General features: G+C 62.5%; 16 protein-coding genes. 7 read left to right on the plus strand and 9 right to left on the minus strand.

From position 1 onward, the window contains the following. Positions 1–431: 431 nt before the first annotated feature. Positions 432–1,340 (minus strand): Tim44 domain-containing protein, encoded by a 909-nt coding sequence (locus ACYQ2T_RS00595; protein WP_459897613.1) that lies wholly within the window; start codon positions 1,338–1,340, stop codon positions 432–434. Positions 1,341–1,516: 176 nt separating this feature from the next. Between ACYQ2T_RS00595 and ACYQ2T_RS00600 the strand changes: the two genes are divergently transcribed. Further along, positions 1,517–1,795 (plus strand): peptidylprolyl isomerase, encoded by a 279-nt coding sequence (locus tag ACYQ2T_RS00600; RefSeq protein ID WP_404846097.1) that lies wholly within the window; start codon positions 1,517–1,519, stop codon positions 1,793–1,795. A 106-nt stretch (positions 1,796–1,901) separates the two neighbouring features. Here the strand turns inward: ACYQ2T_RS00600 and ACYQ2T_RS00605 are convergent, their stop codons facing one another. After that, on the minus strand, positions 1,902–2,492 hold the full coding sequence (locus tag ACYQ2T_RS00605) for a TetR/AcrR family transcriptional regulator (protein ID WP_404846096.1): 591 nt from the start codon (positions 2,490–2,492) through the stop codon (positions 1,902–1,904). A 190-nt stretch (positions 2,493–2,682) separates the two neighbouring features. Continuing rightward, positions 2,683–4,989 carry a methyl-accepting chemotaxis protein gene (locus tag ACYQ2T_RS00610; RefSeq protein ID WP_459897616.1) on the minus strand — a complete coding sequence of 769 codons (2,307 nt, stop codon included), beginning with the start codon at positions 4,987–4,989 and terminating at the stop codon, positions 2,683–2,685. 587 nt (positions 4,990–5,576) lie between these two features. On the opposite strand from ACYQ2T_RS00610, the gene ACYQ2T_RS00615 reads away from it, so the two are divergent. After that, positions 5,577–5,918 (plus strand): NifB/NifX family molybdenum-iron cluster-binding protein, encoded by a 342-nt coding sequence (locus ACYQ2T_RS00615; protein WP_459897618.1) that lies wholly within the window; start codon positions 5,577–5,579, stop codon positions 5,916–5,918. A 222-nt stretch (positions 5,919–6,140) separates the two neighbouring features. Here ACYQ2T_RS00615 and ACYQ2T_RS00620 read toward each other — a convergent pair whose 3' ends face one another. The 3 genes from ACYQ2T_RS00620 to ACYQ2T_RS00630 form a co-directional block, all read right to left on the minus strand. Beyond that, positions 6,141–6,593, minus strand: coding sequence for a DUF2721 domain-containing protein (locus ACYQ2T_RS00620; protein ID WP_459897620.1), 453 nt, complete (start codon positions 6,591–6,593; stop codon positions 6,141–6,143). A 495-nt stretch (positions 6,594–7,088) separates the two neighbouring features. Continuing rightward, positions 7,089–7,181 (minus strand): MetS family NSS transporter small subunit, encoded by a 93-nt coding sequence (locus ACYQ2T_RS00625; RefSeq protein WP_404846092.1) that lies wholly within the window; start codon positions 7,179–7,181, stop codon positions 7,089–7,091. 6 nt (positions 7,182–7,187) lie between these two features. Continuing rightward, the gene (locus tag ACYQ2T_RS00630; RefSeq protein WP_404846091.1) at positions 7,188–8,690 is read right to left on the minus strand and encodes a sodium-dependent transporter; all 1,503 of its coding nucleotides are present in this window, start codon (positions 8,688–8,690) and stop codon (positions 7,188–7,190) included. Positions 8,691–9,113: 423 nt separating this feature from the next. Between ACYQ2T_RS00630 and ACYQ2T_RS00635 the strand changes: the two genes are divergently transcribed. The 5 genes from ACYQ2T_RS00635 (at position 9,114) to ACYQ2T_RS00655 (ending at position 18,812) form a co-directional block, all read left to right on the plus strand. Beyond that, positions 9,114–11,162 carry a glycosyltransferase gene (locus ACYQ2T_RS00635; protein WP_459897622.1) on the plus strand — a complete coding sequence of 683 codons (2,049 nt, stop codon included), beginning with the start codon at positions 9,114–9,116 and terminating at the stop codon, positions 11,160–11,162. A gap of 9 nt (positions 11,163–11,171) precedes the next feature. Continuing rightward, complete coding sequence (locus tag ACYQ2T_RS00640; protein ID WP_459897624.1) at positions 11,172–12,281, plus strand: radical SAM/SPASM domain-containing protein; 1,110 nt, start codon at positions 11,172–11,174, stop codon at positions 12,279–12,281. A gap of 306 nt (positions 12,282–12,587) precedes the next feature. Next, complete coding sequence (locus ACYQ2T_RS00645) at positions 12,588–14,846, plus strand: carboxypeptidase-like regulatory domain-containing protein (RefSeq protein ID WP_459897626.1); 2,259 nt, start codon at positions 12,588–12,590, stop codon at positions 14,844–14,846. Positions 14,847–15,148: 302 nt separating this feature from the next. Beyond that, complete coding sequence (locus tag ACYQ2T_RS00650; protein WP_404846087.1) at positions 15,149–15,547, plus strand: hypothetical protein; 399 nt, start codon at positions 15,149–15,151, stop codon at positions 15,545–15,547. Positions 15,548–15,737: 190 nt separating this feature from the next. Continuing rightward, positions 15,738–18,812 carry an EAL domain-containing protein gene (locus tag ACYQ2T_RS00655; RefSeq protein ID WP_459897685.1) on the plus strand — a complete coding sequence of 1,025 codons (3,075 nt, stop codon included), beginning with the start codon at positions 15,738–15,740 and terminating at the stop codon, positions 18,810–18,812. Between the two features lie 59 nt (positions 18,813–18,871). Here the strand turns inward: ACYQ2T_RS00655 and ACYQ2T_RS00660 are convergent, their stop codons facing one another. From ACYQ2T_RS00660 to lepB, 3 genes are all read right to left on the minus strand, one after another. Continuing rightward, the gene (locus tag ACYQ2T_RS00660) at positions 18,872–19,045 is read right to left on the minus strand and encodes a hypothetical protein (RefSeq protein WP_459897628.1); all 174 of its coding nucleotides are present in this window, start codon (positions 19,043–19,045) and stop codon (positions 18,872–18,874) included. Between the two features lie 20 nt (positions 19,046–19,065). Further along, positions 19,066–20,595, minus strand: a complete 1,530-nt coding sequence (locus ACYQ2T_RS00665) for a YifB family Mg chelatase-like AAA ATPase (protein WP_459897630.1) — start codon at positions 20,593–20,595, stop codon at positions 19,066–19,068. Positions 20,596–20,778: 183 nt separating this feature from the next. After that, positions 20,779–21,378 (minus strand): signal peptidase I, encoded by a 600-nt coding sequence (gene lepB / locus ACYQ2T_RS00670; RefSeq protein WP_459897631.1) that lies wholly within the window; start codon positions 21,376–21,378, stop codon positions 20,779–20,781. Positions 21,379–21,424: the final 46 nt, after the last annotated feature.

Raw genomic sequence — 21,424 nt, forward strand, 5'->3', positions numbered from 1 at the left:
AATTTTTTATGTTTCCCCCGGAATTGGGAGATGAACCTTTTTTTGCCTCCGGCGGTCTAAGGGCCGCGGGCCCTTAGATATCCCATTTGCGCACAGACCGGGCGGCTTTGTAAGGGGCTGTCGTCACCCCTGACGGCTCTCGTTCGGGTGGAGGGGGAGAGTTTTTTTGGGGGGGGGCGTTGGCGCCGAGTGAAGACCGGTGAGAATCCCTGTCCGGCGTGTCCATGAAGAAAAGACAGAAGAACCCGCCCACCCTGATTTTTTGGACGGCTTCCGTCCAAAAAATCCTAAGGATTGTTAAGGAAATTATTTCCTTAACCCGCCGGAGGCCCTCTTTTCTCCCTTCTTGCTTCCTCCTGAAAGGATCGCCAAAAAAAGAGCACAGCGTGTGCTGTGCTCTTTTGTCGTGCAATGTTGTGGTGTGGTGCGTTTTAGGTATCGAGCTGTTGGATACCGTCGAGTCGCCACATGTCGCTTTCGTTGTGTTCATTTCTAGCGAAGTGCCAGACTTCTCGGACCTGTTCGGAGCCGGAGGCGGCGTCTTCACGCATGAAGGCGTCGAAGAACACGGTGGCGACGATTTTGCCGTCCATGGGCTTTACTTCGAGCAGTCGGGCGTTGAGCATGAGGATTTCCGTTTTGGACGGATTGGGATCCTGCTCGGCCTGCTGGCGGATTTCGTCCATGACGGCGGGGGTGGCGAACTGGGCGATATCGTTCAGGTCGCGGGCATCCCAGGACTGCTGCAGGCGGTTGAAGGCGACTTTGGCGCCTTCGAGGAATTCATCGGTATTGAAGCCGTCGGGGACGGAGACGGATTCCTCTTGCGGCTGCGCCTGAGCGCCAAGGGCGCCCCAGCCGGCCTGAGCGCGGCGTGCGGCGTCGGATTGTGCGTAGTCACCACGTGCGGAAAAATCGGGGCCGGCTCCACCGTTTGACAGACCTGCTCCTTGTCCTGCGTATTGCGTGGCGGCGCGGCGCCTGCTGCGGAAGAGCTTGAGGAGGAGGAAGGCGAGGCCACCGAGCAGGAGCAGGTCCATGAACCCGCCGCCGGCGAAGGGATGGCCGAAGAAGAGGGAGCCGAGCAGGGAGCCAGCCAGCAGTCCACCGAGCATGCCGCCCATGCCGCCGAAGCGGGAGCGGCTGTTGTTCACTGCCGCGCCGGAGCGGGAGGAACGCTGTGTGGGTGAGATGGGCTTGGAGTAGCCTTTGTTAAAGCTTTTGCTCCCGCCGAAGGATCGTCCCCCGCCGAAGCGTCGTGCGTCGGAAAAGTCTGCACTAATGGCGACTATAGCGACGACGACGAGGGGAACAAGAAGGAATTTCAGCACGTTGTTCATAAAGTCATCCGTTTTTAGAATTGCACATCTCTTCGGATATATGGCGCATTGCGGGGGTGTCAAGGCATACCGGACAGACTTGCATCCCGGCGCAGTGCGTGGCAGTGTTCGCCCTTCCTGCGGCAACGATGCCGCGTTATTTCCCATTTCACCATTTGAACAAGGAGCGACACGCTATGGCAACGTGTACCGCAAGCCACATTCTCGTTGAGACCAAGGAAGCCTGTGAAGATCTGCTGCAGCAGATTCAGGACGGCGCTGATTTCGCAGAGCTCGCCAGCAAGCACTCCAAGTGCCCTTCCGGCCAGCGCGGCGGCGACCTGGGTTCCTTCCCTCCCGGCATGATGGTGCCGGAGTTTGACACCGTCTGCTTTAACGAGGAAGTGGGCTCCGTCCATGGTCCTATCCAGACCCAGTTTGGCTACCACCTCATCCACATCCGCGAGCGCGGCTAACGCGCTGTGCGCCGCTGCTGGGCAGCGGCATGTGATGAGTACAGATGAGCCGGGGCGGCATTGCCGCCCCGGCTCATTATTTTTTGTGGCGTGGGATGTGTGGGCGCTAAACGGAGAGCAGGCGCTCCAGCGTTTCGCGCACGGCATCGGGGCCAACGTAGTCGTCGGGCAAAAAGTCGAAAAAGCGCATGCGGGTCAGGCCGAGGACGAGGGAACACAGCATGGCGCTGGTGGTGACGACGTCGATATCGGCGCGGATGGAGCCTTCGGCGATGCCTTGCTTAAGGGCGCGGCGGATGCTGCCGAGGATGAAGTCGTGAATGGCGCGCAGTTCGTCTTGTACTTTAGAGCCATTGTCCCCGGCGCGGGTTGGCGCGTCGCGGAAGATGAGGGCAAAGTTGCGGCGGTTTTCACGGACGTAGTTGGAGTAGACCTCCACCACACAGCTGATGCGGGCGAGGCCGCTTTGACAGTGGCTTTGGGTCATGGCGTCTTTGAGCGCCAGCTCCAATTCCTCGCGTACGCCTGTGATGAGGCTGAGGAAGATTTCGTCCTTGCAGGTGAAATGGCGGTAGATGCTGCCTTCGGATATTCCGGCTTCGCGGGCCAGCAGACTGGTGGGGGTATTGTTGAAGCCGCGTTCGGAAAACAGGCGCGCCGCGGCGTCGAGTATTTTATGTCGTGTTGTTTCGCTCACTCGGTTCGGTCCTTCCTTATGCGGATTGGGTGCTCACACAGGTCCTAGCCTCTGAGGGGAACTGCGTCAACCGGGGGAAAGCGCTTGGGGCGCTTTGTCGGTGGAAAAGTGTGCATGATCGGCACGTTGTCTATGCTAAAAAAGGGCCGAGTGTCCACTCGGCCCTTGTGGTGAAGAGGGGAGATGCGCACTACTGCTTCACGGAAGCAATCATTTCTTGCAGGTCGCTGGCCAGTTGCGCCAGTTGCGTGACGGATGTGGAGGAGTGCCCCATGGCCTCTGCGGTTTCTCCGGCAATACGGTTGATGTCGCCGGCGGAGTGGCTGATTTCTTCGCTGGCGGCGGACTGTTCCTCGGCCGCGCTGGCGATGGACTGCACCTGCGCGGTGGTTTCTTCCACCATGCCGCGGATGGATTCAAGGGCGGCCACGGCGTTGGCGGTGTGGGCGGAGATGCCTTCCATCACTTGCTGGGAGCGGTGCATGCCGTCCACAGTGGTGGCGGTGCTGTTTTGAATGGACTTGACGGCGTGGCCGACTTCCTTGGTGGCGGACATGGTCTTTTCCGCCAGCTTGCGGACCTCGTCCGCCACCACGGCGAAGCCGCGCCCGGCTTCACCGGCGCGGGCGGCCTCAATGGCGGCGTTGAGGGCGAGGAGGTTGGTCTGGTCTGCAATGTCCTCAATCACCTGCACGATGGTGGAGATGCCCGCGGCCTGCTCGCTGAGGGCCTGCATGGAGGTGTCGAGGGACGCAAAGTCCGAGGTGACTTCCTCGAACCCTTCGATAACGGCGGTGATGACCTCGGTGCCTTCCCCGGCGGTGGTGCGGGTGCGTTCGGCCACTTCGGCGGCGCTGGTGGCGTTGCGCGCCACTTCCAGCACGGAGGCGTTCATCTGCTCAATGGCGGCTGCGGCCTCACTGGCCATGTGCCGCTGCTCCTGCGCCCCGCGGGAGGACTGCTCCACCTGCGCGGAGAGCTCTTCGGAGGCAGAGGCCACCTGAGTGGACACGGACGAGGCGCGGGAGGCCACATCCGCGATGACGGCGCTTTGCTCCTCAATGGCGTGCTGCTGCTGGCGAACTTCTGTGAGGTCGAACCACATGGTCATGGCGCCGGTGCTGGCGCCGTTCATGTCGTGAATGGGGGTGGACACCACGGAGTAGACGCGCTTGTCGCCCTGCTGCGTGACGAAGTCCATTTCGTTCGCAATCTGCGTATTTTCCTTCAGGGCCTTGCCGAGGACGGTGGGGCGCGAGGCGTCGCCAAAGGCGAACTCGCCGGTGGTCATGCCGTGGAAGTCCTCGGGCGCGCCTGTGCGGCCTACGGCGTCCACCATGGCGGCATTCAGGAAGGTGATGCGCTCGGCGGTGTCGGCCACGGCGCAGGGCATGGCAATGCCGCCGAGAATGCCCTGTGCGTAGGAGAGTTTGCTTTTCAGTTCCTCGGTCATGGCGGTGATGTGGCTGGCGAGGCGCGCCGTTTCGTGGGTGAAGGACCCGGTGAGCGTGGCGCTGAGGTCGCCGGCGGCAACGCGTTCGGAAAAGGTGTTGATGGCGGCAAGTGGGCGGACCACAAGGCGGCGGAACAACACGCCCATGACGATGATGACGAAGAGGATGGCCGCCGCGCCGATACACAGCAGAACGTTACGAATGGCAGTAACCTTCACAAGCAGTTCGGCCTTGGGGGCGTTGAGCAAAACGCTCCATCCCATGCCTTCTGCGCGGCGGAAGACGCCGAGCTTGGTGACGCCGGCGAAGGTGTATTCCGTGGTGCCGTTGCCTACGTTTTGAATCTGCTGTTCCAAGGCGCTGCCGCGCGGGGCGTTGAACATGAGGGCCGGGTCGGGGTGGGCGATGGTGCGCATGTTTTGGTCAAAGACGATGGGGTAGCCATTGGTGCCGATGGTCAGGGACAGAATGTCGTTGGCGGCAAACCTGTCCCAGTTGGCGCAGACGAGAATGCCGCCCACCAACTCGCCGCCGCGCGTGACGGGCGCGGCAATGTTCATCACCGTGGCGCCGGTAAAGGGCGAGGGCGTAAGGTTCTTGTCCACAAAGGCTTCGTCGCCATTGGCGATGCCGCTGAAATAGGGCTCGTCCTTCACAATTTTGCCGCGGAGCTTTTGGCCGTTGGCATCAAAGCCGGAGACGACCTTGCCGTTGCGGTTGAAGAGCAAAACGGTGTCCAGCCTGTCGTTGGATTTGACGATGTCGCGCAACTGGCTGTTGACGATATAGGCGGTGTCGCGCACGGCGGCGTTCATCATGCCGCGCTGTCCGGCAAGGCTGCTGGCGATGGACACGCCTTCCCCTGAAAAGTCGTCAATCTCCTGCACGAGGGAGTCGGCCAGCTTGTTCATAAACGCGGTGTTGTTCGCCAGCTCCAGCTGATAGATGGCGTGGTTCGCGTACAGGACAATGGCCGCGACGGACAGCCCCACCACCACGACGACTGCCAGAATAAATTCCGTTGCTATGCTCTTTATCTTCACGACTCTGCTCCGTTGCTCTGCCGCGCGGCTTCTCTGCGCGGCAACCATCAAAACCGGGTGCGCCGTGCCCCCCACGGCGTGGCGCGATGTGTGGCCCGGATGTTTGACGGGTTGCGCTCGTCTCGTATGGCAAGCGGGTTATGTGTTGTGCAGTCCTCCAGAACATGTGCCCAGTGCGTCGTTGGTGCGGTGGCGCCGTCACCAGCATGCTGCGGATGAAAATCGCATCGCCCGTCTCCTCATCCGTTTGCGTAAAACGATGTTCCTTGTGCAGGGGATATCGGCAGGTTACGCGTTTTTTGTTAGGAGAGCGTTTACTTTGTGGTTTTGGATAAACGCCCGGTGCGGATGCGTCAATAGTGCTTTGCTCCAAAACGCGCTGGCTCCGGTGCTAGATTGGGATTGCCCCATATTGTTGCGTACGAAACGGAATGTGGCACACCGCTGAATATCCCCGTGGGGCGCGGAAAAAGACAGGCGGCGCATTTTGCGCCCTGTTTGCGGGGCCATGCGGCGGGCTTGAATGAGAAAATGGCGAGAAAACAGGATGTTTGAGCCTGTGGCACTGGCTTTGCTATGTTCCGGGCATGAAAACATACACACGATTTGCCATTTGCAGTGCGGGGACCACGCGCACAGCGCGTGTGGAGCCGGTGGTTGGGCGCGCCGACTACTTTTATATTTACGACACCGCCACTGGCGAGGAAACCGCCGTGCCCAATCCCCATAGGGACGAGCAGGAGGGCTGCGGCGTCAATGTGGCGCGGACGCTGGCGGAGCAGGGCGTGGAGGCGGTCTTGGCGGGCAATTGCGGCGCCAAGGCGGCGCGCGCCCTGCGCGAGGCGGGCGTGAAGGTCTCCTACCCCTTTACGGGGACGGTGGATGACGCCATTGCCGCCTTTACGGCCCTGATGCGCGAGGGCGTGTAGCCTAAAGCTGGCGGCGGAGTGGAAAACAGTTGCAACGCGGAGCGCGTGCGCGGCCATATTGCGCCGCTGCGCGCGTTTTGTGCGTGGCGCGCGGTGAACGCGCGGGGCAAGCGCCGCGTCAGCTGGGCAGATATGGACAGAAGAGGCGCGGGCGCGTGGGGCGGCTATGCCGTCGCAAGGGGCGCATGGCGCGCCCCTTTGCGTCAGACAAAGTCTTGGGCGCTACGTGTCGGAAGACGCGGCGTGCGGGTGCAGCTCAACCTGCAGGGAGTTGAGCGTCATGCGGATGTCGCACAGGAAGAAGACCATGGAAAAGACCAAGCAGATAATGGCGGCAAAGAACATGGCTTCAATGATGTTCTGCAACTGAAGCTCCACCACAAACGTGGCAAACAGGCACAAGATGATGACGCTGACAAAGAACACGCTGGACAGCGCAAGGCTGATGGCGGTCTGCAACACGCGGCAGCGCTTGAACAGCAGGTCAATCTGCTTGTGGAGCAAAACGGCTTCGGACTCGGATGCTGTCTTCAGCCTGTCCTGCAGGACGTGGATGCGGTCGATGGGTCGGCCTATCCGGTTGGTCATGGAAAGGACAATCAGTCCTACGCCCGATATCAGCACGCAAGGGCTGATGCAGGCTTGGAGGACACGTGTCAGTGCCTCGATGGTCATGTGTATCTCCTTAGGGTGGTAGTAGAGCGCTCGACCTCGCATGAGCGCAGCTTGGCGGCTTACGCCTCCGCCGCTAGGGGGTCAACGACGGCTTTGGGCGGCTACGCGCAAAAGCGCGCAACCTGCCACTGCCAGCGCCAGCCAGACGCACAACAATCTGAGTGTATCGCATGCGTATGCGCTTTTTCTGCCGCAGAGGCGAAAACGCCATGCAAAAACGTATAAAACCCATACGCTCGCCTTTGCAAGTGGCGCGAAATTGGGCGGCGTGTGGTGTTGTGTGTCGTCTGTGCGACTGTATTGTCGTGCCGGCGCATTGCCGTTTGGGATGAGTGGGCGGCCTGTACGGAGCGCCTTGGGGTCTGTTTCAGCAGGCGCCCCGCTCCAAGGGGGCATGAAAAACGGCGCGCGGTGCGCCCTTGCCGCGCTTCGCGCATAAAAAAAGGGAGAGCGCCCTCAGGCACTCTCCCATCCATTGCAGTAGCGAAAGGGTCGCTATTTCTTCATGGCCTTTTTCAGGCAAAGGGCGGCGCCGCCCCACGTGATGCCAAGGCCGATGACCATCATGATGATTGCTCCGGTCGTCATATCTTTTTACCTCTTGAGGGAGTTGTCGGTGTAGCCAATGTAGCCTGCGGGGCTGGTCTTGGCCTGCATGGCGATGCCGATGACCACGGTGGCCGCAAAGACGAGCCAGCCGAAGGACACGATGCTGATGAGCGAGTAGCCGCCGTACAGGGCCTTCAGGTCGCCAACGAGGTTGGTGACGAAGAGGAAGCCCAGCATGGGCACGGTGACGAAGCGCAAGCACACGCTCCAGACCGTACCAACATAGAATTCGGAGTTGCGGTTCACGTGGTCGCGAACCACATCAAGGTTGCACAGCCACGTGATGAGGAAGATCTCCACAACTGCGCCGCCCATGATGCCGAAGTTGTTGATGAAGTGGTCGACAATGTCGAGGATGAGCAGGCCCGCGCCGGAGCAGAACACCAGCGAGACCACAAAGCCCGTGCCGCAGATGATGTTGACGGTCTTGCGGCGGGTCCATTCCATTTTGTCCATGAAGGCCGAGATGCAGGCCTCAACAATGGAGATGTGCGAGCTGATGCCGGCCATGGTCAGCGCCAGGAAGAACAGCGTGCCAAACACGGCGGGCATGGGCATCAGGTTGATGGCGGTTGGGATGGTGATAAAGGCCAGTCCCACGCCGCCGGACACCACTTCGTTGACACCAACGCCCTGCTTGGCGGCCATGTAGCCGAGGACGGCAAAGATCATCACGCCGGCGGCCATGGAGAAGCCACAGTTGATGAACACCGTCATGCAGGCGTTATTGTTGATGTCGGACTTCTTGGGCAGGTAGCTGGAGTAGGCGATCATGATGGCAAAGCCGATGGACAGGGTGAAGAAAATCTGTCCGTAGGCGGCCACCCAGACCTTATAGTTGCTCAGTGCGCTGAAGTCGGGCTTGAAGAGCCAGTTGAGGCCTTCATTGGCGCCGGGCAGGGTCACCACCCGGAAAATCATGACCATCAGCAGGATGAACAGCGTGGGCATCAGCACCTTGACGGCGCGCTCAATGCCAGCCTTCACGCCGGAGATGCAGGCCGCCCACGTTACGCCCCATGCGACAATGGTGGCAACGAGGATGATCGGCCGCAGGCTGCCCAGTTCAAAGGGCGAGCCCGTCAGCGCGAGGAATTCGCCAAAGAAGAAATCCTTGGGCGCGGTTCCCCATGCCTGCGTGACGGCAAAGCCGGTGTAGGCGATGGACCAGCCAATGATCGCCACGTAGTACACGGCGATAACAGCGGCAACCAGCACCTGCATCCACCCCAGCCACTCCCACTTGGGATTGATGGCGGCAAAAGTTTTGGGAGCGCTGCCGCGGAATTTGTGGCCAAGGCCGAATTCAAGGATCATGAAGGGGATGCCAGCAGTCAGCATGGCAAAGATGTACGGAATCAGAAATGCGCCACCGCCGTTTTCATACGCCATGTACGGAAAACGCCAGATGTTGCCGAGGCCGATGGCGGAGCCGACGGCCGCGAGGATGAAACCGATCCTCGAACCCCACTGTTCTCTTTCAGTCATTATTCACCTTCCCTATGCGATTAGGTTCTGCTGAACCGGGAGAGCCCATTGCATACCCCTGAGGTGTGCAACCCCTTTTGGGTTCGTCTCGGTTCGTTATGCACCGTCGGGGCACGGTGCCGGTTTTGTTGAGAAAGCTCCCTCCCAAGTGGAACTTTTCACAACGAAACCACAGTCCTGAAACCCCGATTGTGGATAAGCATTGCTGAATACCCCTGTTGATGCACAAAGTCTAGAGACAAATTCACATTACAGGGTCACTTTTGCCAGAAAACGCCCATAACAGGCGACTTTTGCGCCCGTTTTGGTCTGGTTCTGGCGCAAAATGCGTCGTTTTGCTCCGGTGATCGGGGATGGCGCTGGCAGTGTGTGAACCGGCGTGTTCAAAGTGCTTTTTTTATAGTAGAAAAGCAGCAGGAATGTATGCCCAGACTCTGTACTCTCTGCACGGGAGGGCTTGTGGTCACGTCCTGCGCGAATGTGCTTTCGAAAGGGAAAAATGGCTGTTCCCAGTACCTGTTGCCGGTTGCTGGGCGCGATGTGGTGCCCGCTGTTGCCACGGCGTTGTCCCTCTATGATGCGTGGGGCGTGTGCCCGACGTTTTGGGTGGATGACGGCGCGGCGGCGGATGTGCTGGCGCGGATTTTTCCGGGCGGCGTACGGCATGTGACGTCGCCCCTTCCGCCCCCGCGGGAGATGGCCGCAGACGCCCCGCGCGGAGCTGTGCGGCTGGTGCTGACGCCAGGACTGCGCGCGTGCGGTGCGCCGCCAACAGCGCCGGGCACTGGCGGCATGGAACTTTCCGCTGACGGGGGCGGCCCTGCGGCGTGGCTGTGCCGTGGCGGCGGCGACGCGTGGGAACGCGCGCCGCGCGGGGCGCTCTGCCAGCCCGAGGCCGTTTCCGACGACGCCTGTTTTGTGGACCACCGCGACGCCGCCGTGGTCATGAACGCCATGGTCGCGCCGCGCCGCACCCTTGGCGCGCCCATTCCCATAGAGGCCCTGCGCGGCGCGCATCGGGACTGGGCGGACCTTGTCCGCCGCGCGCTCCTCGCCATCCACCGCAAGGCCCCGGACTTTTTGGGGGTTGGCGTTCCGCCCGAGTGGCTGACCCACGAGCATGTCCTTCTTGCCGACGACAGGCACCCCATGCCCCTGTTGCGCGTTCCCCAACTGCCCGTACGCCTTGACGGCACATGGGTGGCCTATGTCCCCAAGGTCCACTGTCCGCCGTCTGTGGTGCACCCTGCGCAAACGGGCGCGCCGCCGTATGCGCTGAATGCCCAGCCAGGGCCGCCGGTGGCGCAGGAGGCCCGCGCCCTTGCCGACGGGGGGGAGGCGGCTCGCGCCATCCGCCTGCTGGACGCCGCCCTTGCGGCCAACCGTCACGACCGCGCTGCCGTGCTGACCTTGGCGGGGCTTTTGCGGGGGCTTGGAAGCGACGCGGACCTGTTGCAGGTGTTGGCCTTTCATCTTGATGAAATGCCGGACGATGAGGAAGCCCGGAGCATGAGCAACGACGCCCTGCGGCGGCAGTTTGATGCCCAGTGTGCGTCCTGCACGGTGTCGGATGCGGGGTACCGCGCACGCGGGTACGCGCTGACGGCCATCGTTTCCACCTACGCCTCTGCGGCGTTTATTGCCGAGAGCTTAGCGGACCTTGAGGCGCAGAGTATGGCGCAGGATATGGAAATCATCGTCATCGACGCGGCCTCGCCCGAGGGGGAGGCCGCAGTGGTGGCGGATTTTCAGAAGCGCTATGGCAATATCAGGTATATCCGCACGCCGGAGCGCATCAGCATTTACGCGGCGTGGAACCTTGGGGTGCACCTTGCGGCGGGGCAGTACATTATGCCCATGAGTACCAATGACAGGCTGGCCCCCACAGCGTGCGAGGTGCTGTGCGCCGCACTTGAGGCCGCGCCCACCGCGCAGCTGGCCTTTGGCGATACGCGGCTTACCGAGGAGCCGCACGGCACCTTTGCCAGCCACACGCCCACCCTGCGCGATGGCGGGGCGTGGGTGTGGCCGGAGTATGTGTTTGAGCACAATTTAGTGTCATGCACCGTGGGGCCGCATCCGGTGTGGCGGCGCGCGGCGCATGAGGTGTTTGGGTATTTTGACACACGCTATACGGCCCTTGGGGATCAGGATTTCTTTTTGCGTGTGGGGCGGGTGTCCGCCCATGTGCACGTGCCGGAGTATACCGGATTGGCATGGCTGAGTCAGGACGCGCTGTCCGATGCGAGCAAAACCCAGAGCGAACTGCTGCAGATACGCCACCGCCACCGCGCCATCCATGTGCGCGACGTGTTGGAGATGCAGGTCTTCACGGCCTTCATGCAGGAGGTGGCGGACCTCGCCCAGCGCGACGTGCGCGGTGCGCTCCAGCGGCTGACTGCTGACGGCGGACGGTTGGCGGACCAGAGCATGGTGCGCGACTTGGTGCGAAGCTTCCGGACGGTGCTCTAGGAGGACGCGATGAACGCGGCAGAGGCGCCCAGTGCGGGCCAGCGCAAGCCGGGCGGAGTGTTGCAGGCAGAGCTTTCCAGCCGGTGCACCCTGCGCTGCGTCACGTGCCTGCGCGGCAACTTTCCGGAGCAGTGGATTGATGCGGACATGCCACCGGAAATCTGCGGGGCCATGCTGGATGCGGCGGAGCACTTTTCCGCCGTGCATGTGCAGGGCTGGGGCGAGTCCCTTATGCGCGGAGATGTTTCAGACCGCGTCGCCCAGCTGAAGGCGCGGGGCGTCCTTGTGAGCCTGTCCACCAATGGCGTTCTCCTGTCCCGTGATGGCGCGCGGGAGCTTGTGGCGGCCGGGGTGGATTCCATGGCCGTCAGCCTTGCCGGGGCCGACGCCGCAACGCAGGACCCCTTGCGCGGCGAGGGAACCTTTGCCGCGGCGACTCAGGCCATCAGGGATATCGCAGCCGCGCGGGGCCGGGGGACTTTCCCGCCGCTGCTGGTCAACCTGCTCATCACGCCGCGCACCCTTGCCGATTTGCCGCGCGCAGTGCGGCTGTGCGCGGAGCTTGGCGCGGACCGTGTGGTGTGCACGAATATGGTCCATGTGTGCTGCTCCGCCCAGCAGCGCCTTGTGGCCTATGACCGGGGGCGGCAGTGGTGGCCGGTGGTGCTGGCGCGCTGGGCAGCCATAGTGTCCCACGTGGAGCTTGCCGCGCCGCACCTGCGGACTGAGGAACTGCCCGTCTGTCCCAAGAATCCGTTGGAAAACGCCTACCTTGCCGCAGACGGGACGGTGTCGCCCTGCGTGTATCTGTGCCCGCCCATGCGCGGCGAGTATCCGCGCCTGACGCCAGCGGGCTGGGGCGAGGCCGCGCGGGTGGGCTTTGGCTCCCTTGCGACGTCGTCCTTTCCCGAGATATGGGATGCGCCGGACTATGTGGCCTTTCGCGAGGCCTTTTCGCGGCGCACGGCCCTGTACGACGCCTTGACCGCCCACATCGGCACAGACTTTGACAGTGCCGCCCGCCTTGCGGAGGTTGCTCACGCCTTGCGCACGGCCTTTGCCACCACCCATCAGCCCCCGCCCCCATGCCGGGGGTGCCCGCACCTTTGTGGCGTCTAACCGCCACCCTCTCCGTCACCCGCCATTGCAAAGCCTGCACGAAGGGTGAGCATAGTCTATAGATAAGCCTATATAGACGCAGAATGATGCAGTAGCGCCGCGGCACGATGCGAGTGATGTGCAAAGGGCGTCAAAACCGCATGCGTGGTACGGTGTCTTCCTGTTGCGAAAGACGTCCGGTGCATATGGAAAAGGCGTTGACACGAAAAGGGTACTATATATAGTCGGTCCGAAACGATGTGGAGGACTGATACCGTCGTGAACCCAAGAGGCATACGCCGGACATACGGACTGCGACTGTGTCTGGTGGCGCTCGCTGTCATTGTGGCGGCGTGTGGCCCGGACGGGCGCGGCATGGACGAGCCTGCGACCATTCATGGTGGCGCGGGCGGTTCGGTGTTTGCCGGGGCGGATGTTGTGGTGCGCGACTATGCCACCGGCGAGGAAGTGGGCACCGGCACGACAACCGAGGCCGGGCATTATGAGATTGCCCACATCCCCCATGGCGGCCCCTACAGGGTGGAACTCAGCGGCGGCGTGGAAAAGCGCGCGGCCCTTGGTGGCGGGGAAACACGCCTCGCCATGAAAACATCAGTCTTTGGCATCGTCCCCCATGCAGAGGGCAAGACCCTGTGCCAAATCTCCCCCCTCTCCCAGTTAGCGTATTGGATTGCGCGTGGCCGGTGCCCTGATGGGCAACTGACGCGGCAGGCCATGGACTATGCCGTGGCCCTTGTTGCGGGCACCACAGGCGTGGATGTTTTGGTGGACCACCCCGTGGGCGAGGCGGAGATGGACGACGACGCCATCATCGCCGTGGCGCTGACCAAGGCGGGCATCCGCCAATTGGAGCGCGCCGTGCGCGATGTGGCGGGCGAAGCCGCCGCGCCGGCGCATATGCGCTTTACCTGCATGGTGGCAATGCTGGGGCAGGATATGGCCGACGGCGTGGCCGACGGGCACGTGGACCCGTTGGTGTGGGACGCCGTGGCACATGACCTGCGCATGACGCCCGAGGACGCCCAGTGGTACGAGGCCGAGCTTGCGCCGTTAGCCGCGGCCATGGCGCAGTCCTTTCGCGCGCGTATGGCCGACCTTGGCGGGGAAGGATACGCCGAGGTGGCTTCCGTGGTGCTGGATGACATTGACGCGGAGAATCCGGGACTTCTGTCCCTTGAGCGCAAGGCGGCCCTGCGGGAGCGGCTGTTGGCGGATGGGGGCAGTGATGTGGACCTGAACCCCGTGGTGGCGGTCCGCGCGGCCTTTGCTGGCGGCGTGACGCAATGGAATCTTGCGCCTGAGGACGGCCCCTACGCCCGCCGCGCCATGACCTGTCTGCTGCAGCGCGCGGATGAATCCACCGAGGCGATTGGCGGCGGGGCGCGCATCACGGCTGAGGTGGAGGGCCCCATGGCCGACGCCCTGCGCGTGGAGCAGGTCCAGGGCGGAGCGTGCGCCGTGGTCTGCGATTGGAGCGGGATGGACTGTGTCCCCGGGCGCAACGACGTGACAATAACCGTGCGTCTTGAGGATGGGCGCCAGCTGCGCTGCCAGTTGGCGGTGAACCTGCGCCGCGGCGCAACCTTGAGCGAACTGCGCCTTGGCGGGTTTGTGTGGGATGATGCCGAGCGTTTTGCCGGTGGGCTGGACCTTGCCGCTGGGCAGCTGGGGTATGATTCTACGGACGCGTTCGGACATGATTTGTACAGCAGTCAGCCCTTGCCTGTGCGGGTGGACTGCCTTTTTGCCGGGGACGTTCGCGCCGGGCGCGAGGAGGTTGTGCTGTCCGTGGACCGGGGCCGCCTGTACAACCCGCAGACCGAAACGTGGGAAACTGAGCGGCGCATCGTGTGCGAGGGCGGCGATGAGGCCATTTGGACGCTGTGCACCTACCGCACGCCTCCGCCGCCATGGGACGGCGTGCAGGTCACCCTGCGCGCCCAGAGTGTGACAGCGCCGTCTGTGACCGCGGAGCGCCGCTTTACCCTGTGGCGCGACGGCAGGGCGCTGGCGCAGGTGTGGCCGGATATGTCAGGGCTTGAGGTGACGTGCCATAACGGCTCCCTCGTGACGATCCGCGTCCCCTTGCAGGGGCGGTGCGCAAATGGGGAAGACGCGCGGTCGCAGCTGCTCGATGGCTCCTTTTTGCTGGGCGGTGAGTTTGCCGCCTCGCTTGAGGACGAACTTGGTTCGTATGTGACGTCTGCCGCCGTGCGTCCGGCGGTGGCCGAGGGGGCGCAGGGGCCTGTGCCTGAACTGGTGATGGAGTATACAGGGCTTCTCTACCTGCCGGCGAATTCACCGGAACTGACCGAGACCCTCAAATGGGCGCCCTACCCCGGTGAGCCGGACCCGGTATGGGAGCTGGTCATCCCTGTGCCTTTTCTTCGGATTTATAACGCCATCAAGGCGGCGAATTCCTGCGTGGTGTTTCTGTCCTGCCCGGAGAGCATGGGCGAAGGGGCCTCTGGCGGACTGTGCCGCCACAGAAAAGCCGGCCGCCAGCAGGGCTGGCGCGCCGGCGCGAAAAAAGGTGAAATGGGGGCCTCGCCCAACACCACGTGATGCTTGGCAAAGGCAGAAAAGGCGCGGGGTACGCCTCATCTTGGGGTTGCAAAGCGTCTGAGAAAAGACTAGGCAAAGGTCCGCATCCGGAACACAGCGACCACAAGGTTGAACCTTGTGGTTTTTTGTTTGCCCCCCAGATTTTCGAGACAAGGATTAACAGACGTATGGCCACAAAAAAGCTTTCTGTAGGTGGATACACCGAGTCCCGTTGCTCTCGGTGTAAGGACGTAACGAATCATATCATTGCCGCCATGGTTGATGGCGAAGTGATCAAGGTCCAGTGCTGCGCGTGTGGAAGCATGCATAAGCATCGCCCGCCCCGCGTGCAGAAGGCCGAAACCTCCGCGACCGTGGTCAAGCGTTCCGGCGGCAAGGTCAGCCCCGTACGCAAGGCTGGCGCCACAGGCGGTAGCACCGCCAGCACCCCGCGCCGCACCGCCGCGTCCAAAAAGAAGGCCGCAGCCGCAGCCGTCAATTCCGAAGCCGTCCGCAAACTGTGGGAAAAGGCCCTGCAGGCCCGCAGTGAAAACGCTCCCAAGCCCTACAGCATGCAGGGCGAGTACGAGCTGGACGACGTTATCGAGCACCCCAAGTTCGGCACCGGCTACGTGTGCGAGCTTGTGGACACCGACAAGGTGAAGATTCTCTTCCAGTGTGGGGAAAAGCTCCTGCGCTGTGCGCTTCGCCAGGTCGCCTAACGCGGCCACCTCTTTTGTGCCTTTCTGGCGCCCGGGCTTATGCCCGGGCGCTTTTTTTTTGCTTTTGCGGCGAAAAGGAGTGTCCGCTGGGTATTGGGCTTGCGCCGCAGATTGTTTCGTCACTGCAGGCGTGGTAGAGTGAAAACTCCCTCCAACCCTGTGCGAATTGCGGCGAGGTGCCCACATTGTGATGAAGACCCTGCGCAGCACAATGACCACGGTTGTGCTCCTGGCCAGCGCAACGATGCTGGTTCTGTCCGTCTTGGTTATATCCATGGTCTATACGGACGGGTTCAGCGCCGTTGAGCGCGAGAATGCGCTTCGCGATTTGACGCGGGTGCGCAATATTCTGGACGGCGAGGTCCACTCGCTGGCGTCCCTGACGCGGGACTGGGCATGGTGGGACGACACCTACGCCTTCATGGACAACCGCAACGCCGCGTATATCGAATCCAACCTGACTTTTTCTACCTTTGAGGAACAGCGTCTGCGGTTTGTCGTCTACCTGCATAACGATGGCTCCGTTGTCACCGGGCGGCTGGCAGACCTTGACCGGGGGGTCTTTTTGCCCCTGCCCGGCCAGTTGCAGCAGGCCCTGCGCGAATTGTGGCTACGTGGGCAGGACTACGGCACGGAGGGCCTGTCTGGCGTGCTGCTCTTTGACGGGGTGCCGCACATTGTTTCGGCCATGCCTGTGCTGACGAGCATGCCGTCCGGTCCGCCGCGCGGGGCGTGCGTGATGGGGCGGGTGATGGATGAGGCCTTTGTACAGCGCGCCGAGGCCGAGGCGGGGCTGGATTTGTCCCTGTATGTGGCGGGCGCGCCCAATGTGCCGGACCTCGTGCGCGATTTGGCCGATGCGCCTGGAACCGTCCGGGCGCTGTCCCCGGCACGCTTGATGGCTGTGGCGCCTATTGCCGATGTGTTTGGCAGTCCTTCGTTGTTGGTGGCCGCCAAGATGCCCCGCCCGCTGCACGCCCTTGCCGGGCGGGTAGTGCGGTATCATATTGCAGGGGTGATTGCTCCGGCGATGGTGTTGGTGGCCGTGGTTATCGCGCTGATGGATTCGTTGGTGGTCTCGCGCCTGTCGCGCCTTGGGCGGCAGGTCTCACGCATTACCAAGGGGCCGGGGTACTCCGGGGCTGTGGAGCTAAGCGGCACTGACGAAGTGGCCGTGCTCGCGCACGACATCAACGGCATGCTGGAGCAGCTTCGCGAGAATGAGCACTTTTTCAGTCAGATACTCAGCCATCTGCATGCTGGGGTGATGATTGTGGATGAATCGTCGTTGGAGGTGCTGGAGGTCAATCCTTTTGTTCTGGAGCTGTTTGGGCTGGAGGCCTCGGAGGTGCTGGGCACGCGCTGTGTGGACAGGCTGTGCAAGGCCGAGGATACATCGGGGTGCCCGCTGGTGCATACCGAGGATGTGGGCCGGACCAAGGTCCGCCAACTGCGGCGGGGGGATGGGGCCGTGGTGAGCATTGTCAGCACCGCCGCGCGTGTGACGTGGCAGGGCCGCGCGTGCATTCTTGAAACCATGGTGGACATCACGGCGCTGGAGGAAACCCAGCTGGCCCTGCAGGAGACGGAAAAGCTGTACAGGACGGTGTTCATGAACACCGGCGCGGCCACCATGCTCATTGAGGAAGATACCACCATTCTGCTGGCGAATCCGGAGTTTGAGACGCTGGTTGGCCGCTCCGCGCAGGAGCTAGAGGGCAAGGTCTCGTGGGTGGACCTGTTCCATCCCGAAGATGTGCCCCGCATGCTGGAATATCACCGCTCGCGGCGGCAGGACCCCATGGACGCGCCGCGCATGTACGAGGCGCGTGTTATTGATACCGAGGGCAAGGCCCATCACGTGACCCTCACTGTGGCCATGGTCCCGGGCGAGCGCATCAGCGTCGCGTCCCTTGTGGATATTACGGAGCGCAAAAAGGCCGAGGAGCAGCTTGTTCAGCAGGCGTTTTATGACGAATTGACAGGCTTGCCCAACCGCCGCCTGCTTATGGAGCGTTTGGAGCGCGCCATAGAGGTGGCCCAGCGGCGCAAGTGCTCCGTGGGCGTCTTTCTGCTGGATCTTGATAATTTTAAGCTGGTCAACGACCTGCTGGGCCACCAAAGCGGCGACGAAGTGCTGCGCATGGTGGCGGAGCGCCTCTGTGAAGTGGTGCGCAGCAAGGACACCGTGGCCCGTCTGGGCGGCGACGAATTCCTCGTGGTGGTGGATGATGCCAAGGACGGCAGCACACTGGCGCGCCTTGCCACATCCATCAATGACCGCTTTGCGCGGCCCTTCCACTACCGGAATCAGGATTTCTATTTGGGCTTTAGCATTGGCGTCAGCGTGTACCCGGACGACGGCGTCTCCAGTCCGGAGGAGTTGGTCCAAAATGCCGATATGGCCATGTATCAGGCCAAGCGCACGGAGCAGAATTCCTTTAGCATGTTTACGGCGGAGATGAACCAGAAGGCCATGCGCCGTCTGACCATTGAGGGTGAGCTTCGCACCGCAGTGAAGAACAGAAATTTCGTCAGCTATTATCAGCCGCAGGTGGACCTGTTTACGGGTGAGGTCATTGGCGCGGAGGCCTTGGTGCGCTGGGTGCAGCCCGATGGAACCATTGTCCCGCCAAACGACTTTATCCCCCTTGCCGAGGAAACAGGGCTTATTGTGCCCATTGACTTGCAGGTCATGGAGGATGCGGCGGAGCGCGTGGCCCTGTGGCAAAAGGAAGGGGCCAAGGATTTCAAGATTTCCATTAATCTGTCCGCGCGGCACTTTGTCGGGACCAACCTGCCTGATGAAGTGCGGACCATACTCTCCCGCACGGGCCTTGCGCCGGGGCAGTTGGGCGTGGAAATCACCGAAACACTGCTGATGCAAAATATGCAGCAGGCCTCGGAGATTTTGGGGCGGTTGTCGCGGATGGGGGTGCGCGTGCTGCTGGACGACTTTGGCACCGGTTATTCGTCCCTGTCCTACCTGCGCCGCCTGCCCATTGATACCCTGAAGATTGACCGCTCCTTTGTGCAGGAAATCACCGGAGAGAATCCCGAAAGCGAAGTGGTGCCCCGCACCATCCTGCAACTGGCCGAGAGCCTTGGCCTGAACGTGGTGGCCGAAGGGGTAGAGACTCCCGAACAGGTGGAGTTTTTGCGCCGGCACGGATGCACCCACGCGCAGGGCTTTTTGTTCTCGCGCCCTGTGCCGCATACCGAATTCCGTCGATTCTTCACGCTCAAGAGCATTTTCTCCGACTAGCGCGACGCTGCGCCGGGCGGATGTGGAAAAGTCTGCGCGTTGTGGAAAACTGCGCGGGGCTACGGCTCGCGCACGCGGCGAGTGGCGTCGGCGCGCATTTGCCGCTGGTACAGGCGGTAGCCGGGGCACCATGAGGTGTGCCAGCGCCACAGCCGGGCCAGCAGTGAATCCGGGCGGCGCTCGGCGCGGCGGCGCATGGGGCAGATGTCGCACATGGGCTTGAGAATGGACATGGCTTCCTCCCGTGGCGGGGTTATATTCCTGGCCGGTCGAGGCTTCGGTAGTTGATAGCCTCCGCCAGATGCGGCGCGGCGATGGCGTCTGCGCCGTCAAGGTCGGCAATGGTGCGGGCAATGCGCAGCACCCGCGTATAGGCCCGTGCCGAGAGGCCAAGGCTATGGACGGCCTTTTCCAAAAATGCGTGCTCTGCGCTGGTGAGGGCGCAGTAGCGTTCTAGCAGGCGGCCGCTCAGCTCGGAGTTGGTCAAAATGGTTTGGCCCTCGTACCGCGTGGCCTGCACGCCGCGCGCGGCAAGGATGCGCCTGCGCATGGTGGCGGAATCCGCGCCGTGGCCGTCGGCCCGCAGGTCGTCGTAATTGACGGCGGGGACCTCCACATGCAGGTCAATGCGGTCGAGCAGGGGGCCGGACAGGCGCGAGCGGTAGGCCCCAATCTGGTGCGGCGTGCAGGTGCAGGCGTGTTTGGCGTCGCCGTAATAGCCGCAGGGGCACGGATTCATGGCCGCCACCAGCATCAGGTCCGCCGGATAGGTGAGGGAGATGGCCGCGCGGGACAGGGTGACCCGTCCGTCCTCCAGCGGCTGACGCAGCACTTCAAGCACATTTTTTTTGAACTCGGGGAGTTCGTCAAGGAAGAGGACGCCCCGGTGGGCCAGCGACACTTCCCCGGGCCGCGGATACGCGCCGCCGCCGATAAGGCCCGCGTCGGAAATGGTGTGGTGCGGGCGGCGGAAGGGACGCGCTACGCACAGGGGTTCACCGTCGAGGAGTCCCGCCACGGAGTAGATTTTGGTGACCTCAAGGGCTTCGTCAAAGGTGAGGGGCGGCAGCACCGTGGGAATGCGGCTGGCCAGCATGGTCTTGCCGCTGCCGGGCGGGCCGATGAACAGTAAATTATGCCCGCCAGCCGAGGCGATTTCAATGGCGCGCTTGGCGTGTTCCTGCCCCTTTACCTCGCTGAAGTCCACGGGAAAGGCTTCGCGCATGGCCCAGAGGTCCTGCAAGGTGCTGGGCGCAGGCTCGATGGGTGCTTCCCCAGTAACGTGGCGCACCACGTCCGCAAGGGTTGCGGCGGGGTAGACGCTGACGCCGTCCACCACCGAGGCCTCGGCCACATTGGCTGTCGGCACCACAAGGCCCTTGGCCCCTTCGTCCCGCGCGCGCACAGCCATGGGTAAAATGCCGGACACCGGGCGGACCTCGCCACTGAGGGAAAGTTCCCCGGCAAAGTACAATCCACCAAGGGCGCCGGCGTCAATGGTGCCTGCACCGGCCAGCAGGCCAAGGGCGAGGGGCAGGTCATAGGCGCTGCCTTCCTTGCGGACCGTTGCCGGGGCCAGATTGACGGTGATGCGCGAGGGCGGCAGCTTGAAGCCCGAGTTGCGCAGGGCGGAGAGGACGCGCTCCTTGCTTTCGCGCACAGCCCCCTCCACAAGGCCCACCATGGTAAAGGCAGGCATGCCGGAACGTGACAAATCAACTTCGAGTTGCACCCGGAAGGCATCAATGCCCATGAGGGCGGCGCAGGAGACGGTGGAAATCATGTGGCTTCAGTCGGGGAAAAGGTTTTTCGAACAGGCAGTGCTGTATATATATTGATGAATATAGGAATGCAAACGGCATTTGCAGAAGGGGAGGCGGGGCGGCAAGAGGCGCCAAAACGAAACACGGCCCGGTCCAAAATGGACCGGGCCGTGTTGTGCGTGCTGTGGATGCGGCGGGGCGGGCTATTCGACCAGTTGGCCGAGGCGGCCCCAACGGATGTTGAGGGGGGCCTCCCATGACCAGTAGATGCGCCATGCCTTGCCGATGATTTGCGAGCGGTCCACGAAGCCCCAGTAGCGGGAGTCCGAGGAGTTTTCGCGGTTGTCGCCCATGCAGAAGTATTTGCCTTCGGGCAGGGATATGGGGCCGAAGTTGTGCGTGGGCGGGAAGTTTTTGGGCGGCAGTCCGGCGAGGTAGGGCTCGTCGAGGCGCTCGCCGTTGCGGTAGACCACGTTGTCGCGCATTTCAAGGGTGTCGCCGGGGGTGCCGATGACGCGCTTGATGTAGTCCTTGGACTCGTCGCGCGGGTAGCGGAAGACGATGATGTCGCCGTGCTCGGGGTCGGAAATGGGCAGCAGCGTCACGTCCGTGAAGGGCAGCTTCACCCCGTAGATGAATTTATTGACGAGAAGTTGGTCACCAATCTGGAGGGTCTCCAGCATGGAGCCGGAAGGAATCTTAAAGGCCTGTACCACAAAGGAGCGGATGAAAAAGGCAAGAACAAGCGCGATGATGAGCGCTTCGGCATAATCACGCAGGACCTTGTGCCATCTGGGATTCATGGGTTCGTAACCTCTGGGTATGTGAGGAAGGGGCATGGCGGCCCCT

This window comes from Desulfobaculum senezii, from assembly GCF_054657395.1.

Bases quoted from the DNA above. Each gene is read 5' to 3' on its own strand.
- ACYQ2T_RS00665 (WP_459897630.1), bottom strand. From the start codon at position 20,595: ATGATTTCCACCGTCTCCTGCGCCGCCCTCATGGGCATTGATGCCTTC.
- ACYQ2T_RS00655 (WP_459897685.1), top strand. From the start codon at position 15,738: ATGAAGACCCTGCGCAGCACAATGACCACGGTTGTGCTCCTGGCCAGC.
- ACYQ2T_RS00625 (WP_404846092.1), bottom strand. From the start codon at position 7,181: ATGACGACCGGAGCAATCATCATGATGGTCATCGGCCTTGGCATCACG.
- ACYQ2T_RS00635 (WP_459897622.1), top strand. From the start codon at position 9,114: ATGCCCAGACTCTGTACTCTCTGCACGGGAGGGCTTGTGGTCACGTCC.
- ACYQ2T_RS00660 (WP_459897628.1), bottom strand. From the start codon at position 19,045: ATGTCCATTCTCAAGCCCATGTGCGACATCTGCCCCATGCGCCGCCGC.
- ACYQ2T_RS00600 (WP_404846097.1), top strand. From the start codon at position 1,517: ATGGCAACGTGTACCGCAAGCCACATTCTCGTTGAGACCAAGGAAGCC.
- ACYQ2T_RS00620 (WP_459897620.1), bottom strand. From the start codon at position 6,593: ATGACCATCGAGGCACTGACACGTGTCCTCCAAGCCTGCATCAGCCCT.
- ACYQ2T_RS00630 (WP_404846091.1), bottom strand. From the start codon at position 8,690: ATGACTGAAAGAGAACAGTGGGGTTCGAGGATCGGTTTCATCCTCGCG.
- ACYQ2T_RS00595 (WP_459897613.1), bottom strand. From the start codon at position 1,340: ATGAACAACGTGCTGAAATTCCTTCTTGTTCCCCTCGTCGTCGTCGCT.
- ACYQ2T_RS00640 (WP_459897624.1), top strand. From the start codon at position 11,172: ATGAACGCGGCAGAGGCGCCCAGTGCGGGCCAGCGCAAGCCGGGCGGA.
- lepB (WP_459897631.1), bottom strand. From the start codon at position 21,378: ATGAATCCCAGATGGCACAAGGTCCTGCGTGATTATGCCGAAGCGCTC.
- ACYQ2T_RS00615 (WP_459897618.1), top strand. From the start codon at position 5,577: ATGAAAACATACACACGATTTGCCATTTGCAGTGCGGGGACCACGCGC.
- ACYQ2T_RS00650 (WP_404846087.1), top strand. From the start codon at position 15,149: ATGCATAAGCATCGCCCGCCCCGCGTGCAGAAGGCCGAAACCTCCGCG.